Source organism: Photobacterium sp. GB-1, assembly GCF_003026165.1.
Classification (GTDB): Bacteria; Pseudomonadota; Gammaproteobacteria; order Enterobacterales; family Vibrionaceae; genus Photobacterium.
Genome location: NZ_PYOB01000001.1, coordinates 188775 through 206573, shown reverse-complemented (window position 1 = coordinate 206573; position 17799 = coordinate 188775). Strand labels below are relative to the sequence as shown.

Here is a 17799-nt window from a genome sequence, read left to right as displayed (position 1 = left end):
ATCGTCCTTAATGCTTTGAATTATTCTTTCCGTTAGATGTTGTTACCCAATTTAAGGTCTGTGTTAAAAGCTCCGCCCCTTGTGTCGTTAGGATTGACTCCGGATGGAATTGAAAGCCACATACCTTATCTTCTTCGTTCAGTACAGCCATGACTAAGCCATTAACATCGGCGATAGTCTCTAGGCTATCAGGCACTTCTGTTGCGACTAAAGAATGGTAACGTGCAATAGAGAGAGGATTCGGTAAATTGCCAAACACTGCATGTTGGTTGTGGCTCATCATTGCAGCTTTCCCATGGACAATTTCACCTGCGCCTGAAACTTTACCGCCGTAAGCTTCAACAATCGCTTGTTGTCCTAGGCAAATACCAATCATTGGTACTTTACCTTTCACGCGTTGGATCAGTTCGGGCATACATCCCGCATCAGCTGGTACACCAGGACCGGGGGATAACACTAAAACGGGATTGCTTTTAGCACTAAGTGCATTTTCTACTTGCTCTGCCGTTAAGTTATTACGGTAAATGGTGACTGGGTGACCGAGAGAACGAAATTGATCAACAAGGTTGTAAGTAAACGAATCAAAGTTGTCGAGTAGCACAATATGGGCTGGGGTTGCATTTGTCATTGTGGTTCTCCTTAACCTTGATGTGCTGTGCGAATAGCGTTAATGACCGCTTGCGCTTTGCCACGCGTTTCATCGGCTTCTGCTTGTGGAATGGAGTCGTAAACCACGCCAGCACCAGCTTGAACACTTGCAATACCATTTTCAACGTAAGCTGAGCGGATCACGATACAAGTATCCATATCACCGTGACCAGTAAGGTAACCGACAGCACCGCCATAACTGCCACGGCGACGTTGTTCAACATCACGGATAAGCTGCATAGCTCGGATTTTCGGTGCCCCTGTTAATGTGCCCATGTTCATACACGCTTGATATGCATGAAGGGCATCAAGATCGCCTCGCAATTGGCCTACTACACGAGAAACTAAGTGCATGACATGGCTGTAGCGATCAACTTTCAGTAAATCTGCCACATAGCGGCTACCTGCTTCACTGATCCTTGCAACATCATTACGTGCTAGATCCACTAGCATCATGTGTTCAGCATTCTCTTTTTTATCGCAACGTAGCTCTAATTCAATACGACCATCTAAATCAAGGTTAATTGATCCGTCGCTGTTTTTGCCTCGTGGTCGAGTACCAGCAATCGGGTATATCTCTACTTGGTTTGAATCTGAACAATATTTCAGTGCACTTTCAGGAGAGGCGCCAAACAGGGTAAATTCTGAGTCTTGTAAAAAGAACATGTAAGGGCTTGGATTACCAATTTTCAATGCTTTATATGCTGCGAGCGTTGAAGGGCATGGCAAAGTAAATTGGCGTGACGGCACGACTTGGAACACATCGCCATTGATAACGTATTGTTTAAGATCGTTAACGGTTTGGCAGAAATCTTCATCGCTAATAGACGCCTCTGGCTCACATTTGTCTAATACTTGTGCAGGTGGCACAGGCTGAGGGTTTAAACAGATCTCTTTAATCGTTTGCAGGCGACGACTCAAATCATGATAGCTATTGGTGTAGTGCTCGCCACCAAATAAAGTTGCTTGCAGCGTGCCTTTACGACGTTGGTGATCGATAATCAACAAGGTTTCGGCAATATAGAAAATATAGTCAGGACAGTTATTGTCTTGCTTCACTTCTGGTAGCGGCTCAAAATCAGCGACTAAGTCATACGCAAATAGACCACCTAAGAATAAGGCTTCTTTTGGGTGGTGCTTGGTATCAAAGGCATGTTGGATCAAACGTAGAGCATCGAATGATGAAGTTTGGCGTAAGCGGCTATCCTCATCAATATCATGAGCGTGGGATGGAAATACCAAGGTTAATGTTTTTCCATCTAGTGCTGCATGAATATCGTTAGGCAGTTGGCTTTGTAAATGCGTAATGACATTCACACCATTACTGGTGAGTGCTTCCAACGTGACTTCTTTACCGCGGCAAACAATACGTACTGCTGCATCAACAAGCATTAAGCTCTTTAAATCTTGCTTAGAATCAACTTCTGCTGATTCTAATAAAAGGTTGTGCGGGCGATCGCCACAAACTGAAAAGTACAGTTCAGTGGGATCGGCAACATAAGGTACATCAAGGCTGAGAAGATTGATCTCATTAGCCGCTAATGTATTTTGCCCTAGTGGATGATTTCCTATTGAGTGAGTATTCACAGCGTTCTCCCTGCCGCTTCCACAAACGGTTTTAATTCCTGCATTAATTGTTCAAACATTGGTGCGGTTAATGCTTGATGACCATCAGATAAGGCTTCACATGGATTTAAATGTGATTCGACAATGATGCCATCAGCGCCAACAGCAGCTGCTGCGCGTGAGAGTGGGATCACTAACTCACGGATACCTGTTCCATGGCTTGGGTCGACCAGCACGGGCAAATGGGTATGTTGCTTTAAATAAGCGACAGCATTGAGATCCAATGTATTTCTGGTTGCTGTCTCAAACGTTCTAATACCACGTTCACACAAAATGATATTTGGGTTACCGGCATCATATATATATTCAGCAGCGAGCAGCAATTCCTCGATAGTGGCTGAAAGTCCGCGTTTGAGCAAGATCGGTTTTTTACTTTCACCGATAATTTTTAACAAGCCATAGTTTTGCATATTTCTCGCACCAATTTGAAAACAATCAATATATTGAGTCATTTTTTCAACTTGGCTCACATCCATGACTTCAGATACGGTAGGTATACCGAGCATGTCATTGGCTTTTTTTAACAATTTTAACCCTTCAATACCTAATCCTTGGAAATCATAAGGGCTGGTGCGAGGTTTATATGCTCCACCTCGCAGTGCCATAGCACCATGAGACTTCACCATTTCAGCCACAGACAATAATTGTTGCTCTGATTCGACAGAGCAAGGGCCTGCAATAACAGCAAAACGATCGCCACCGACCGCAGCAGAGCCAAAACGTACCACTGTGTTGTGGGCTTGGACTTCTCGGCTAACTAATTTGTATTTAGTTAAAATGGGTTTTACCGTTTCAACTAAAGGGTTCGCTTCGATATTTAAGCGTTGTAAAACACGTTCATCACCTAATGCACCTAAAACAATGCGTTCACTGCCAGGCATATATAGCGGTTTTAATCCGACACTGTCGATTTGAGCTAGTAGGCTTTTGGCATCAGCTTCTGTTGCTTGCGGTTTTAAGACAATAATCATGAGGTCATCCTTGTTAATGGTCGCAGTGAAGGCTAGGTGCAGTGCTCGTTTTATTTTTTATTTAGTTAAATTCGGCGTTATAAAAAAGCCCGCATTGATGGCGGGCTCGTTGCTATTTTGCTGAGTTACAGCAATTCACACCGCCCGTAAGTAGGAGTGCCACCACCAATTATTGAAGAAAACGCATTGTTGATTTTGAATTTGCTGTAACATGTAAGAGTCCTATTAGGTATTAGTTACATTTTTTCTATCAGCTAAATGTACGTGATGCCTTTCAAGTAAGTATTGGATACTTGGTATCTGCGTACTAGTAAACTAGTTCACGATTATAAAGTCAAGAATAAAACTTATGTTGTTTGATTTACATAGCCATACTACAGCGTCTGACGGTCGCTTAACGCCGCAAGAATTAGTTCGACGAGCCGTAGATATGCGGGTCGACATCCTGGCAATTACTGATCACGATACGGTTGCTGGCCTACATGAAGCGCATACTGTGATAGAGCAAGAAGCTTTGCCTATTACGTTAATCAACGGTATTGAAATCTCTACCGTGTGGCAAAACTTTGATATTCATATTGTTGGGCTTAATATAGACCCACAAAATCCAACGTTAGTGACGTTTATTGAACAGCAAGTAGAGCGTCGACTTGAACGTGCTAAAGAAATTGGTGCGCGACTTGAAAAAAACAGAATGCCAGGGGCATTTGAAGGCGCGGCTAAACTTGCGGGTGATGCATCGATCACTCGTGCACATTTCGCCCGTTGGATTGTTGAACAAGGTTATGCGAAAACCATGCAGGCGGTGTTTAAGAAATTCTTAACACGCGGAAATCCGGGTTACGTACCACCAAACTGGTGCACTATCGCCGATGCTATTGATGTGATTCATGCCGCTGGTGGTAAAGCGGTTATTGCCCATCCAGGCCGTTATAATATGACGGCAAAATGGCTTAAGCGATTAATCCAGCATTTCATTGAAGCTGGTGGTGACGGTATGGAAGTATCACAGCCTCAGCAAGGGCCGCAAGAACGACGTACCTTAGGGGATTACGCCATACAATTTAATTTACTTGCTTCACAAGGGTCCGATTTTCATTACCAATCACCTTGGACGGAATTAGGACGTAATTTGTGGCTCCCTAAAGATGTTCCAGCGATTTGGCATGATTGGGAAGTTGAGAAAAAGCGAGTAGAGGTAGAAATTCAGGCTGAGCCTGCTGCCTCAAAGGAGGAATAATGAGTCAATTTTTTTATGTTCACCCAGAAACACCCCAAACGCGTTTGATTAAACAAGCGGTAGAAATTATTAAAAATGGCGGCGTTGTCGTTTATCCAACAGATTCTGGTTATGCCCTTGGTTGTCAGTTAGAAAACAAACAAGCATTAGAGCGTATTTGTCAGATCCGTCGTTTAAACGAAAAGCACAACTTTACTTTGTTATGCCGCGATTTATCTGAGCTATCTTTGTACACCCGTGTTGATAATATCGCTTTCCGTCTTTTACGTAATAACACCCCTGGCGCATACACCTTTATATTTAAAGGAACAAAAGAAGTACCTCGCCGTTTAATGAATGCTAAGCGTAAAACGATTGGTATTCGTGTACCTGATAATGCGATAGCACTGGCGTTACTTGAAGCGCTAGGTGAGCCACTGATGTCAACCAGTCTTATTTTACCGGGTAATGAAACAACAGAAGCGGATCCCGATGAAATTCGCGATAAGTTAGAACATGCTGTTGATTTGATTATGCATGGTGGTTACTTAGGTGAGCAGCCAACAACAGTGATTGATTTCAGTGAAGGTGAAATTAATATTGTGCGAGTTGGTGCAGGTGATGTGACACCGTTTGAATGATCTAGAACGTTTTAAACCTAGGTAAATCTAATAAAAGCAAATAGTTAGTTTCTAGCTGTTTGCTTTTTTGTTTTTATTCCTATTTTATTGGTTTGATTTTCCTGTAACTAACCTCGCAATCGACTATCTTTTTATAGCTAACTTTGCCGTTTTTTGGCATAATGCGCGCCCACATTCTGATAAAAAGTGAGTTGCTAATGCCTCACACAGAATCCAAATTAATGCTATTCGCATAAATGGTTTTGGTTAAGTAACAGTCTGATTTTAAATTGGAAAATATTATCCGGAATCTTTTGATGAGTATTTCGACGCCTGTGAAGGCGACAAAGGTTTGTCTATAATGAGTGAAAAATTACAGAAGGTATTGGCACGAGCTGGCCAAGGATCACGTCGTGAAATCGAATTAATGATCCAAAACGGTCGAGTCAGTGTTGATGGTGTCGTTGCTAAACTTGGCGATCGTCTTGAAGATTTATCAGTAAGTGTTCGTATTGATGGTCATAACATTGAGCTGATCTCTTCTGATGAAGAAATTTGCCGTATTCTTGCTTACAACAAGCCAGAAGGTGAGCTATGTACTCGTCACGACCCTGAAGGCCGCCGTACTGTATTTGATCGTCTTCCTCGCTTAAACACAGGTCGCTGGGTATCAGTAGGCCGTCTTGATGCGAACACCTCAGGTTTATTGTTGTTCACAACAGACGGTGAACTTGCTAACCGCTTAATGCACCCAAGCCGCACGGTTGAACGTGAATACATGGTTCGTGTATTTGGTGAAGTGACTGAGCAAATGGTAAAGAACGTTGTTAAAGGTGTTGAACTAGAAGATGGTTTAGCACGTTTTGAAGATGTTGTTTACGCTGGTGGTGAAGGTATGAACCATACCTTCTACGTAGTGATCACTGAAGGTCGTAACCGTGAGGTTCGTCGTTTATGGGATTCGCAAGGTGTTACTGTTAGCCGTCTTAAGCGTGTTCGTTACGGTGATGTTTACCTAACGAAAGATATGCCTCGTGGTGGTTGGAGTGAGCTTGAACTAAAAGAAGTGAATGAACTTCGTGCAACAGTTGAGCTTCCGCCTGAGACTGAAACAGCATTAACTGTTGAAGGTCAAAAGCGTAAAAAAGGCATTCGTCAGATCCGTCGTGCTGTTCGTCGTCACGAAGAGCGTGTAGAAACGGGCGGTGCTCGCGGTCGTCGTGGTCGTGGTAACGATCGTCGTAACCCTGGCTCTAGTCGTAATGCTGAAGTTGAAGCTCAATCAAACGAGCATCGTGGTAATGGTCGTTCACAACCAGCAAAAGGTCGTGATAATCGTGACAGTCGCGATAACGGTAAGCCACAATCAGCAGGTCGCCCACAAACATCAGGTAAGCGTAAGCCTTCAGGAAATGCAGCAAATCGCCGTAATCCTTTAGCCAATAAGCCTGCTAAGCCACGTACTCGTAAGTAATTGGTTTAGACTAAATGAATAATTAAAAGCCGACCTAGTGTCGGTTTTTTTGTATCCGGTAAATGACGTGGTATAACTCAAAGAGCAACGGAGTAAAAAGTGTGAATATTGCTGTGGTGCACTTTTCTGTGAAGGGATGCTAAACATATAACGAATAGCCAGTGAGTATAGCAATGTTAGATGCATTGAAAGAGCAACAACGGGGACGATTGATCACGGTCTTTGGCGTGATGGTATTAAGTTTTGATACGCTACTTGTGCGTTTAATTGATAGTAATGAATGGACATTAATTTTCTGGCGTGGCTTCTTACCTGCTGCCATGTTGTTTATTGTGCAGTGGTTTTCAGATAAAAAACTGATCACGCAACATTTACTGCGTCCATCGCTTTTAACTTTAATTACTGCTGGACTATTTAGCGCATCGACCATTTGTTTTGTGTTGTCACTGAATAATACCCAAGTGGCCAGTACGTTAGTTATTACCAATACAGCACCTTTATTTACGGCTGTGATTGGTTTCTTCTTCTTAAAAGAGAAGTTAGATAAGGCAACGATCTTTGCGATCATTATTGCTGTGGGTGGGATAGGGTTAGTGTTCGGCTATCATCCCACCGTTGACGAGTTGAGAGGCGATTCGCTTGCTTTGGTTTCTGCTGTTGCGATAGCTGTCTATCTTGTAGCACTTCGTAAGACCCAAGGGCAATTAGGCTCGATTTATATAATTCTGGCTGGTGTATTTACATCGATTATTTCGCTTTCTGTTGGCGCTAAACCGTTCGCACTGGATATGCAACATGCTATTTATATGTTCTTACTCGGTGGTGTTGTGATCCCATTGTCTTTCTATTTGATTGCACATGGGCCACGTTATTTACCCGCAGCTGAAACCAGTTTGATCTTGTTACTGGAAGTGCTTTTTGGTCCGTTGTTGGTATGGTTGATCATTGGTGAAACACCGACAGACAATGTGTTATTAGGCTCAGCGGTTGTGGTACTGACCTTGTCTTGTTTATTTGCTTGGCAGTGGCGAAAACAACTTAAAATACAAAGTCACTAACACTAGATTTAGCTGTAAAAAAGCCGACAATTGCGTCGGCTTTTTTGTTTATATCATCAATGAGCAGATTTATTCTTCTTCACAATGACTGTAAGACGATGTTCGCTTAGGCTGAGCATCGATACATTTACCAGAAACATGGTGGCTTTCTGGGCCCATTAGATATACATATAGCGGTATGATATCTTTTGGTGTTTTAAGCTGCTTTGCATCTTCTGCTGGGAAGGCTTTGGCTCGCATTCCTGTTCTTGTTCCGCCAGGATTAATCGCATTTACCTTTACATTGGTGTTGCTTAATTCATCAGCAAGGACTTGCATCATGCCCTCGGTTGCAAATTTTGAAATAGCATAACTTCCCCAAAATGCACGACCACTATGACCAACGGTTGATGTTGTGAAAATAATTCTGCCATCGGACGATTTCTTGATAAGCGGAATAACAGCTTGAGTTAATAAAAACTGGGCTTTCACATTGACTTGCATGACATCATCAAAGGTCGATTCTTCAATTTGTTCTAGTGGGCTAAGTACGCCCAAGATCCCTGCGTTATGTAATACACCATCTAGGCGACCAAATTGTTGCTCGATGGTATCCACCATATCGAGATAGTGTTGTTTAGTCGCACCCATTAAATCTAAAGGGATAATCGCTGGCTTTGTGTAGCCCAGAGTTTCAATTTCATCATAAACAGCTTCAAGTTTTGCGACTGTTCTACCGAGTAAAATAACCGTTGCACCATGGGCTGCATATTGAATAGCGGCTTCGCGTCCAATGCCATCACCGGCACCTGTTACTAAAATGACACGATCTTTAAGAGAATCAGCAGCATTATGGTATTCCACGTTAGCATCCTTCTAATGTTGATTTTTCTTATTTTTTGGCTGATTATTCGCCGAAGAACCCCACCAAGTATTGAGCTTGGTAACAATATAGATTACTACTAAACAAAACATATCAGAATTTACTCGCTGATTAAATTTCCTTTCATCTTAAGACGTGATCTATAAACCGATTCATTACATTTTTCTGAAAGAGAAGATAGCGATAAACGTGATAACACAGTTACAATAACGGTTGGCACTTTTTACTGCCAACAAAGAGGATTGGATATTGGAATTTTTATTTGATTATGGACTATTTTTCGCCAAAATCGCGACAGTGGTTGTAGCGATTGTTGGTGTATTGGTACTAGTAAAAGCATTGAATGGTCGTCATGGTTCGCAGAAAGGTGAACTGGAAGTGAGCGATCTGACAGAACAATACAAAGACACTGTAAACCAACTTGAATCTCACTTATTTGATAAAGCGTTATTAAAAGCTCGCGATAAAGCGGATAAGAAATCAGAGAAAGAAAAAGATAAAGCACGCCAACAAGAAGTGAAACAAGCGGCTAAAAATGGCAGCTTAGAAACATCACGTGATCCTCGTTTATTTGTTATTGATTTCCACGGTAGTATTGATGCGCGTGAAGTATCGTCATTACGTGAAGAGATCACGGCAATTCTGGCGGTTGCTATCGAAGGTGATGAAGTGCTATTACGCTTAGAAACGGGCGGCGGTATGGTACATGGTTATGGTTTAGCATCATCTCAACTTGATCGTTTAAAAGCGGCAGGTATTAAGCTGACTATTGCAGTTGATAAAGTAGCAGCAAGTGGTGGTTATATGATGGCATGTGTTGCTGATAAAATTGTTTCAGCACCGTTTGCAATTGTTGGCTCAATTGGCGTGATCGCTCAATTACCTAACTTTAATAAGGTATTGAAAAAGAACGATATTGACTACGAGCAAATCACAGCTGGTGAGTTTAAACGTACATTAACTATGTTTGGTGAGAATACTGATAAAGCACGTGAGAAATTCCAGATGGAAATCGAAGAAACTCATGGCTTATTTAAGAATTTTATTGCCGCTCACCGCCCAGATCTCGATCTTGAAAAAGTGGCAACGGGCGAGCATTGGTTCGGCCAACAAGCATTTGAATTAGGCTTGGTTGATCAGATCTCAACCAGTGATGATTTGATCACTGAAGCATGTAAAGACCGTGAAGTACTTAAAGTAAAATACGTACGTCGTAAGAAGCTTACCGAGAAACTAGCAGGCGCATCAAGCGAAGCTGCGGATAGTTTACTGATGAAGTGGGTTGCGCGTGGTCAGCGTCCATTTATGTAAGTATTTATACTCGTAGATTAAAAACCCGCTTGATGCGGGTTTTTTTATTCTCATCCGTTTTAGCTTGCTAGCGTAAACTGAGGAGAGAGTTTGTGTGCGAGCATTTTGAACATATTGAAAACAACAGTGGTGTTTGGTGTTGGTAATCCTTCATTATCAAGGAAATATTCACCTTTGAAAATTAATACACCATCGCGCTCTTCTACAGAAGTTGCACGCATCCCGTCAATATAAGACTCTTGATCTTGAATGATTTGGTTAGCAATCATTAGTAAATCAGTTGATGAAATTGGTTTTTTATCACTCATAGTAAAGTCTCAAACAATCGAATAGCCTGCATAGTCTATTTAACTTAATTGAATAAAACAAATAAACAAAAGTGTAGAGTGTTTATTATTTAATCAATATTAAGGTTTGTTTTGTTTTAATGTCTTTAATTGTGTGACCAAAGACATAAAAAATTTTTTTACGCTAGTCAGTGATATTAGATAAATGGTAATGATCTGCGTAAATTCATACCCAATTTATTTTGTGGTAGCGAATTGCTTTTGTAAAACAACATTATTATTCGACTATATCGTTTTAAATCAAACTGTTATTTGATAGTTTGTTACATTGCATTTACGTTACACATTTTGTTAACAATTGGGGAAGGTGCAACCAAACAGACAGATTTCGTTAAAAAGCAGTTGACCTTCTTGTATTCTAGCCCAATATGTAAATAGAATTTTACGTAGCGGCAATGAAATTTTTCATTGCAAAAATGTTTGATTACGAAAAAGATCATAGGCAATCATATTAATTCACTGCTCCTATCTTTTTATGATTAGTGACTTAATGAGATTGGTTGAATGTTGCTGAATTACTCCGTAATACAGTAGCAATTTTTTATTTTTATATTTAGCGAGCACGAGGACGTAATAGAGTCATTATGGGTAAATCTCTCGTTATCGTGGAGTCCCCCGCCAAGGCTAAAACGATTAATAAGTACTTGGGTAAGGATTTCATTGTTAAGTCAAGTGTTGGTCACGTTCGTGATTTACCAACAGGTGCACGTAGTAATGGCAAGAAAGCCGCGGCAACATCGACCAAAGGGTTGAGTGTTGAAGAAAAAGCACGCATCAAGCAAAAGAAAGACCGTAAAGCGCTGATCAGTAAAATGGGGGTTGATCCTTATGATGATTGGAACGCGCATTACGAAGTGCTTCCGGGTAAAGAAAAAGTCGTTAGTGAATTACAAAAACTAGCAGCAGATGCTGACTATGTTTATCTCGCAACCGATTTGGACCGCGAAGGAGAAGCCATTGCGTGGCACCTTCGTGAGATCATCGGTGGCGATGATGCACGCTATAAGCGCGTTGTGTTCAACGAAATTACGAAGAATGCAATTCAGCAGGCCTTTGAAGAGCCTGGTGAACTTAATATTGATGGTGTAAACGCACAGCAAGCACGTCGTTTCTTAGACCGTGTTGTTGGCTTTATGGTTTCACCATTATTGTGGAAAAAAGTCGCTCGTGGTTTATCTGCAGGTCGTGTTCAGTCTGTAGCGGTGAAATTAATCGTTGAACGTGAACGCGAAATTAATGCTTTTGATCCTGAAGAGTTTTGGGATATCCACGCTGACACACTAACAGTTGGTAAAGATGCGTTACGTTTAATGGTGGCTCAACAGGCGGGTAAAACATTCCGTCCTGTTAATGAAAAAGACACCATGGCTGCAAAAGCGTTACTTGAAAAAGCAGCGTACGAAGTGATTGATCGTGAAGATCGTCCAACTAGCAGTAAACCATCAGCGCCATACATTACCTCAACACTGCAACAAGCGGCGAGTACGCGCTTAGGTTATGGTGTTAAGCGTACAATGGGCTTAGCGCAACGTTTATATGAAGCGGGTCACATTACCTACATGCGTACCGACTCAACCAACCTTTCTAAAGAAGCGGTTGAATCAGCACGTGAGTTTATTGGTAGTGAGTATGGCGATGAATATTTGCCAAAAGCGGCCAATGTTTATGGCAGTAAGAAAAATGCCCAAGAAGCGCACGAAGCGATTCGTCCTTCTCATGTAGAAATGAAAGCTGAAAACCTTGAAGGTATGGAAGCTGATGCGGTTAAGTTATACGACTTAATTTGGCGTCAATTCGTATCATGTCAGATGGTGCCAGCGAAATACGATTCGAGCACGATTACGGTAAAAGCGGGTGACTTTAGCTTAAAAGCGAAAGGTCGTACGTTACGTTTTGCAGGTTGGACACTAGTACAGCGTCCATCGGGTAAAAATGAAGACACTACGCTGCCTATGGTTAACGTGGGCGACGTATTGAAACTAGAACAACTCGAGCCTAAGCAACACTTTACTAAGCCGCCAGCGCGCTTTACAGAAGCAGCATTGGTTAAAGAGCTAGAAAAGCGTGGCATTGGTCGACCATCAACTTACGCATCTATTATTTCAACGATTCAAGATCGTGGTTATGTGCGTGTTGATCAGCGTCGTTTTTATGCTGAGAAGATGGGTGAGATTGTTTCTGATCGCTTAGATGGTAGTTTCCCTGATTTGATGGATTTCGATTTTACTGCCCGTATGGAAGGTAATCTCGATAAAATCGCTGAAGGTGAGAAAAACTGGAAGAAAGTGCTTGATGAGTTCTTCTCTGATTTCACCACTGAGCTTGAAAAAGCTGAGCTTGATGAATCAGAAGGCGGCATGAAGCCTAACAATATCGTATTAACCGATATTGAATGTCCAACGTGTTCTCGCCCAATGGGTATTCGTACCGCATCAACGGGTGTATTCCTTGGTTGTTCAGGTTATGCGCTACCACCTAAAGAGCGTTGTAAAACAACGATCAATTTAGGTAACGAAGACGGCATTGTTAACGTTCTTGAAGAAGACGTTGAAACAGCGGCATTACGTGCCAAAAAACGTTGTCCGATTTGTAGTACCGCAATGGACGCCTACCTGATCGACAAAGATCGTAAACTACACGTTTGTGGTAATAACCCAAGCTGTGAAGGTTACATTGTTGAAAAAGGTGAGTTCAAGCTTAAAGGCTATGAAGGTCCTGTTATCGAATGTGACAAGTGTGGTTCTGATATGGAACTGAAAAACGGTCGCTTCGGTAAATACATGGGCTGTACTAACGAAAGCTGTAAGAATACGCGTAAGATCCTGAAAAATGGTGAAGTTGCGCCACCGAAAGAAGATCCAGTACATCTTCCAGAAATACCTTGCACGCAAGATACTGATGCTTACTTTGTACTTCGTGACGGTGCGTCTGGTTTGTTTATGGCAGCAAGTACGTTCCCTAAATCACGTGAAACACGTGCGCCGTTAGTGGAAGAGCTAGTACGCTTTAAAGATCGTCTATCGCCTAAGTTTACTTACCTAACTGAAGCGCCAGTGGCCGATCCAGATGGTCTACCAACTGTGGTTCGTTTTGCTCGTAAGAGTAAAGAAAACTACGTGCGTTCTGAGATTGACGGTAAGCCTTCAGGTTGGACTGCACTTTACGTCGATGGTAAGTGGGAAATCACGGACAAGCGTAAAAAGCCAAAGAAAGAGAAAGCAGAAAAAGAGACAAAGTAATCTTTATTTCTCGCTAATAAAAACGCCATCAGTGAAAGCTGATGGCGTTTTTGTTTTTAGCGAACAAAACATCAAATAGTGGTGATGAGTGTAAATATAAGCTTATTCAGGTACGCCACTATGGAAACGGAAAGTGTTATCAGGCGCTTGAATGAGCTCTGCTTCTTTTGCGCCAATCGCATTGACACGCTCACTTATATCTTGACCCGCAATTTTTTCAGCAAGCGTTAAATAATCTTGATAATGGCGAGCTTCTGAGCGCAATAACGAGATATAAAACTTTTTGAGCTCAGGGTCTAAATAAGGCGCTAACTTGGCAAAACGTTCACAAGATCGCGCTTCAATGTAAGCACCAACGATGAGCTTATCTATTAATGTTGCCGGCTCATGGGTACGTACTGCTTTCATTAAACCTTTGGCGTAACGCCCCGCATGCAAGTTAGAGTAGGGAATATCACGTTTTTCCATGATCTCTAACACTTGCTCAAAATGGTGAAATTCTTCTTTAATTAACCGCACCATTTTTTCAATCAGTTCTTCACCATAAGGAAAGTCAGGACGCGCGATCAATGGTGCAGACAAGCCATTTTTTTTGCTATGAAATAGTGCAGTAGAGCGATTTACACCGCCGTAAACGAAATCTTCATAAGGCTTTGCCCATGCAAGTAGCGCTTCACCACTGGCTTTATCAACTGCGTATTTACGTACCATGAACATCGCCGTTTGGCTGGCTTTTAGTTCACAGTTACAGTGATCGACTAACAATGCCGTTAGGTTTTCTGGTTTACGTGCCTCTTCAATCCAGCTATCAGGCGTTTCACATTGAAGAAATTGTTTAATGGGCGTTAGTAGCTCATTGATCATCTGTTGTGTGTTATCCATAAGGCGTATCTTTTTATTGTTATAAGACGTAAAAAAGGCCGCTACTGCGACCTTGGTAGATGAAGCTATTTTAAGCCAAAGTAAATCAAATCACCATTTACGCTTTGGCTGGAATAAGACATCGAGATCGTCTTGGTCTTTATCGAGCTGTTGTTGACGTTCTTGCTCATAGTTCATTGATTGCTTGTTATCAATTTCATCAAGCATCAGCTGCAGTTTTTCTCGTGCTTGGTTAGCATAGTTGTCATTTTTAGCTGAAAGTACATCAATGCCTTTTTTAAGTAATTGCTTTGCTGTACCAATTTGTCCTTTAATTCGTGCTTCATTCGCGCGCTTAACGACATTTTCAATATTAATACGCAGTTGAATCGACTCTAAACGGGCATTCTCATTAACAAATGCCTGAGTACCCATACGTCCCTTACTGTGCTCACTTTTGATCACTGTCTTCAAACGTTTGACAAGCTGTAGCATACCAATCGCTTGTTTGTCCGTATTCGGCACTTTAAAAGGGGTAATGTCGGCATTACTGTAGTTAGCTTCTAAATGGGTAATTTGCTCACTGACATTTTTTATACGGTGAGTCAAAGAGCGATCATTAGGTGATGCTTCAGACATTTGTTGTAAAGCATCAACAATACGTTGGTTTAAGCAGACCAATAATTCTTTGCTGTAAGGCAGATGATGCGCATTACCGATTAACTCTTCAGTCGCATCAATAATCGCAATATGCTTAGCCAATTCTTGTTGCTTGATCGACTCTAAACGCTGGCGATATTGAATAATAACGTTGTAGCCAACAATAAGCGCAAGTAACAGACCAACAAGGCCTATAACTAAAGGAATACTCATAAGATATATCTATCTTCCATGCATTAATCTTGAATATTGCAGGATACACTATCTCTAAAAAACAGCCTAGTGAGATGATTATTAAATAGGAGCTTTGTTCAAATCGATATGTAATTTGTGCTGTGCGGCAAATTTAGGCGTAACAAAATTTCCCGAAAGTTGCTTATTATGTGTGCTTGTTGAAATGTTGAGATATTTTACCAGCCTTGATTTATTGTCAAAACATTGAGTTAGGTAACTAAAAAACAAACAAATGCTATGAAATTAACTGGTTTCAATATATAAAATGTTAATTACATGGTTGCATTCTTATACCTGTCTCATTAAATACCATAAGGGCTTGATGGATGTGGTGTGAAAGGTAACGGATTATTGAGTAGGCAGGCGGTACCATGAAATTACAACAGCTACGCTATATTGTTGAGGTGGTTAATCACAACCTTAACGTTTCATCGACGGCTGAGAGTTTATATACTTCTCAGCCCGGTATTAGTAAACAAGTTCGATTGCTCGAAGATGAACTTGGCATTCAGATTTTCGAACGAAGTGGTAAGCATTTAACCCAAGTAACACCTGCTGGTGAAGAAATTGTTCGTATTTCACGTGATATTCTATCAAGAGTGGAAAGTATCAAAGCGGTAGCCGGTGAACATACTCACCCTGAAATGGGAACGCTAAACATCGCGACAACCCATACCCAAGCACGTTATGCTTTGCCATCGGTGATTCAAGGTTTTACAGCACGATACCCGAAAGTATCATTACATATGCATCAAGGAACGCCATCTCAAATTGCTGATGCCGTTGGTAAAGGTCGTTCAGATTTTGCGATTGCGACAGAAGCGCTGCATTTATATCAAGATATGATCATGTTGCCATGTTATCACTGGAATCGTTCAATCGTGGTTCGTAGTGATCATCCATTAGCAACCAAAACAAATATTACTATTCACGATTTAGCCGCTTATTCTCTTGTGACGTATGTTTTTGGTTTTACTGGACGCTCAGAGCTTGATAGTGCGTTTAATCGTTCAGGCTTGACGCCTAAGATTGTATTTACGGCAACAGATGCGGATGTCATTAAAACTTACGTACGTTTAGGCATTGGTGTTGGTGTCATCGCCAGCATGGCAATGGACCCTGAAACAGATAAAGATTTAGTTGCCATTGATGCCAGTCATATTTTTGAAGCGAGTACGACCAAGATAGGCTTTAAGAAAGGTACATTCTTGCGTACCTATATGTATGACTTTATGGAACGTTTTGCACCTCACTTGACACGTAATGTGGTTGATCAAGCAATAGCATTAAAGACTAATGGTGAAATTGAAGCAATGTTTGCTTCTTTTGACTTACCAGTAAGATAACTTTTTTGTTATCTATCTTTAAAACCGCCACTCTTGGCGGTTTTGTTGTTTATGGGAAGGCGTATTTAGGTATACACTAACGCCCCTTGTTTTTATGTACCTTGAAGTTGTTACTTTATGACTTGCTATGCCAACACTTTTCACCAATTAGATACGTTATTGACGAAAAATAGACAATATTGGCAGTTTGTTCCTTTTGCTGATGAGGGGTTTACATGGCAACAGCAACACCCTGAATTTTGTCAATGGTTACAGTTTATTGATGATCAAAGTTTGCAGCAGTTAAATCAAGATCATGACGCACTATTAGCAGCGTTTGACCCCTGGATCCCTGATGCCAAAATTTTAGCGGATTTAGCGAAAACGCCGTCGTTACTAAAAACAGAATATGCGTACCCTAAAAATTTTGATACAGGTATTCCTGGGCGTAAATGGCAACAAATCACCGCATTTAATCATGTATTGCCACGCCTGAATGTACCATGGCTTGAATGGTGCGCGGGAAAAGGCTTTCTAGGGCGCGTATTATCAATTACCCACCAACAGCCTGTCACTAGTTTAGAATGGCAACCGCAATTATGTGTAGATGGTGAAGCTGCGGCGAAACAATTGGGCTTAGATATCCATTTTGTTCAAGGCGATGCGTTTGATGTAAGCAGCCAGCAATATATTAAAGAGCAGCAACATGCTGTTGCACTGCATGCATGTGGTGACTTGCATGTGTCGCTCATAAAACAAGTTGTGGCAAAAAAAGGAAAGGCGGTGAGCCTATCTCCGTGTTGCTATCACTTGATCCAAGATTCACATTATCAGCCGTTATCAACGGTTGCAAAATCGAGCCAGCTACAGTTATCTAAGCATGACTTACGTTTACCGTTGCAAGAGACAGTAACGGCTGGAAATCGCGTTAAGCAACTTCGGTTTGTTGAGGTTAGTTTTCGGTTAGGGTTTGATTTATTACAGCGAAAAATTAATCAATCTAGTACTTACTTACCTGTCCCTAATGTACAAAAAGCGTTATTAGGTGAAGGTTTTAAATCTTTTTGTTGTTGGGCTGCAGATCAGAAAGGGATTGTATTACCCGCTAACATTGACTTCGATTATTGGCAGCAACAGGGCGAACAACGTTTTGCGATAACAGAGCGGATGGAGCTAGTCCGTCAATTGTTTCGTCGACCATTAGAATTATGGTTAGTGCTTGATCGTGTTTGCTATCTTGAAGAATTTGGCTATGACGTATCGTTAGGGACATTCTGCGAAAAACAAATGACACCAAGAAATTTATTGATTCACGCAGAACGTTGCTAATGTTTTATGGGCAAT

Annotated in this window: 15 protein-coding genes and 1 other annotated feature; of the genes, 8 read left to right on the top strand and 7 right to left on the bottom strand. The window is 41.4% G+C overall.

Annotated features, from left to right (window positions below; genetic code table 11):
* Window positions 1-7: 7 nt before the first annotated feature.
* Genes C9J45_RS00865 through aroF form a run of 3 tightly spaced genes read right to left on the bottom strand, consistent with a single transcriptional unit; the run spans window position 8 to window position 3245 of the window.
* Window positions 8-628: an aminodeoxychorismate/anthranilate synthase component II gene (locus C9J45_RS00865; protein WP_107245498.1), complete on the bottom strand. Its 621-nt coding sequence runs from the start codon at window positions 626-628 to the stop codon at window positions 8-10.
* A gap of 11 nt (window positions 629-639) precedes the next feature.
* Window positions 640-2220, bottom strand: coding sequence for an anthranilate synthase component 1 (locus tag C9J45_RS00860; protein WP_369917455.1), 1581 nt, complete (start codon window positions 2218-2220; stop codon window positions 640-642).
* Window positions 2221-2231: 11 nt separating this feature from the next.
* Window positions 2232-3245 (bottom strand): 3-deoxy-7-phosphoheptulonate synthase, encoded by a 1014-nt coding sequence (gene aroF / locus C9J45_RS00855; protein WP_107205672.1) that lies wholly within the window; start codon window positions 3243-3245, stop codon window positions 2232-2234.
* Between the two features lie 79 nt (window positions 3246-3324).
* Window positions 3325-3419 (bottom strand) — a sequence feature (Trp leader region).
* A 175-nt stretch (window positions 3420-3594) separates the two neighbouring features.
* On the opposite strand from aroF, the gene C9J45_RS00850 reads away from it, so the two are divergent.
* The 4 genes from C9J45_RS00850 (at window position 3595) to C9J45_RS00835 (ending at window position 7616) form a co-directional block, all read left to right on the top strand.
* Window positions 3595-4485 carry a PHP domain-containing protein gene (locus C9J45_RS00850; RefSeq protein WP_107205673.1) on the top strand — a complete coding sequence of 297 codons (891 nt, stop codon included), beginning with the start codon at window positions 3595-3597 and terminating at the stop codon, window positions 4483-4485.
* Window positions 4485-5105, top strand: a complete 621-nt coding sequence (locus C9J45_RS00845; protein ID WP_005370802.1) for an L-threonylcarbamoyladenylate synthase — start codon at window positions 4485-4487, stop codon at window positions 5103-5105. The genes C9J45_RS00850 and C9J45_RS00845 overlap by 1 nt, the downstream gene beginning before the upstream one ends.
* A gap of 340 nt (window positions 5106-5445) precedes the next feature.
* Entirely contained in the window at window positions 5446-6558 is a 1113-nt protein-coding gene (gene rluB / locus C9J45_RS00840) for a 23S rRNA pseudouridine(2605) synthase RluB (RefSeq protein ID WP_107290434.1), read from the top strand.
* Window positions 6559-6731: 173 nt separating this feature from the next.
* Window positions 6732-7616 (top strand): DMT family transporter, encoded by an 885-nt coding sequence (locus C9J45_RS00835; RefSeq protein WP_107290433.1) that lies wholly within the window; start codon window positions 6732-6734, stop codon window positions 7614-7616.
* A 69-nt stretch (window positions 7617-7685) separates the two neighbouring features.
* Here C9J45_RS00835 and C9J45_RS00830 read toward each other — a convergent pair whose 3' ends face one another.
* The gene (locus tag C9J45_RS00830) at window positions 7686-8459 is read right to left on the bottom strand and encodes a YciK family oxidoreductase (RefSeq protein ID WP_107290432.1); all 774 of its coding nucleotides are present in this window, start codon (window positions 8457-8459) and stop codon (window positions 7686-7688) included.
* 268 nt (window positions 8460-8727) lie between these two features.
* Between C9J45_RS00830 and sohB the strand changes: the two genes are divergently transcribed.
* A complete protein-coding gene (gene sohB / locus C9J45_RS00825) occupies window positions 8728-9789 on the top strand; it encodes a protease SohB (protein WP_107205677.1) in 1062 nt (353 codons plus the stop codon).
* Between the two features lie 59 nt (window positions 9790-9848).
* Here the strand turns inward: sohB and C9J45_RS00820 are convergent, their stop codons facing one another.
* Window positions 9849-10097, bottom strand: coding sequence for a YciN family protein (locus tag C9J45_RS00820; protein ID WP_107292032.1), 249 nt, complete (start codon window positions 10095-10097; stop codon window positions 9849-9851).
* A 623-nt stretch (window positions 10098-10720) separates the two neighbouring features.
* On the opposite strand from C9J45_RS00820, the gene topA reads away from it, so the two are divergent.
* Window positions 10721-13375, top strand: coding sequence for a type I DNA topoisomerase (gene topA / locus C9J45_RS00815; RefSeq protein ID WP_107292031.1), 2655 nt, complete (start codon window positions 10721-10723; stop codon window positions 13373-13375).
* 102 nt (window positions 13376-13477) lie between these two features.
* On the opposite strand, the gene C9J45_RS00810 is transcribed toward topA, so the two are convergent.
* The gene (locus C9J45_RS00810) at window positions 13478-14257 is read right to left on the bottom strand and encodes a tRNA isopentenyl-2-thiomethyl-A-37 hydroxylase MiaE (RefSeq protein ID WP_107292030.1); all 780 of its coding nucleotides are present in this window, start codon (window positions 14255-14257) and stop codon (window positions 13478-13480) included.
* A 90-nt stretch (window positions 14258-14347) separates the two neighbouring features.
* Window positions 14348-15109: a DNA repair protein gene (locus tag C9J45_RS00805; protein WP_107205681.1), complete on the bottom strand. Its 762-nt coding sequence runs from the start codon at window positions 15107-15109 to the stop codon at window positions 14348-14350.
* Window positions 15110-15501: 392 nt separating this feature from the next.
* Here C9J45_RS00805 and cysB point away from each other — a divergent pair, with 392 nt between their 5' ends.
* Window positions 15502-16476, top strand: coding sequence for an HTH-type transcriptional regulator CysB (cysB, locus tag C9J45_RS00800; protein WP_006647019.1), 975 nt, complete (start codon window positions 15502-15504; stop codon window positions 16474-16476).
* A gap of 117 nt (window positions 16477-16593) precedes the next feature.
* On the top strand, window positions 16594-17784 hold the full coding sequence (locus C9J45_RS00795) for a methyltransferase (RefSeq protein ID WP_107245489.1): 1191 nt from the start codon (window positions 16594-16596) through the stop codon (window positions 17782-17784).
* Window positions 17785-17799: the final 15 nt, after the last annotated feature.

Bases quoted from the DNA above. Each gene is read 5' to 3' on its own strand.
- cysB (WP_006647019.1), top strand. From the start codon at position 15,502: ATGAAATTACAACAGCTACGCTATATTGTTGAGGTGGTTAATCACAAC.
- topA (WP_107292031.1), top strand. From the start codon at position 10,721: ATGGGTAAATCTCTCGTTATCGTGGAGTCCCCCGCCAAGGCTAAAACG.
- C9J45_RS00795 (WP_107245489.1), top strand. From the start codon at position 16,594: ATGACTTGCTATGCCAACACTTTTCACCAATTAGATACGTTATTGACG.
- C9J45_RS00835 (WP_107290433.1), top strand. From the start codon at position 6,732: ATGTTAGATGCATTGAAAGAGCAACAACGGGGACGATTGATCACGGTC.
- C9J45_RS00865 (WP_107245498.1), bottom strand. From the start codon at position 628: ATGACAAATGCAACCCCAGCCCATATTGTGCTACTCGACAACTTTGAT.
- C9J45_RS00850 (WP_107205673.1), top strand. From the start codon at position 3,595: ATGTTGTTTGATTTACATAGCCATACTACAGCGTCTGACGGTCGCTTA.
- C9J45_RS00810 (WP_107292030.1), bottom strand. From the start codon at position 14,257: ATGGATAACACACAACAGATGATCAATGAGCTACTAACGCCCATTAAA.
- C9J45_RS00820 (WP_107292032.1), bottom strand. From the start codon at position 10,097: ATGAGTGATAAAAAACCAATTTCATCAACTGATTTACTAATGATTGCT.
- rluB (WP_107290434.1), top strand. From the start codon at position 5,446: ATGAGTGAAAAATTACAGAAGGTATTGGCACGAGCTGGCCAAGGATCA.
- C9J45_RS00805 (WP_107205681.1), bottom strand. From the start codon at position 15,109: ATGAGTATTCCTTTAGTTATAGGCCTTGTTGGTCTGTTACTTGCGCTT.
- aroF (WP_107205672.1), bottom strand. From the start codon at position 3,245: ATGATTATTGTCTTAAAACCGCAAGCAACAGAAGCTGATGCCAAAAGC.
- C9J45_RS00845 (WP_005370802.1), top strand. From the start codon at position 4,485: ATGAGTCAATTTTTTTATGTTCACCCAGAAACACCCCAAACGCGTTTG.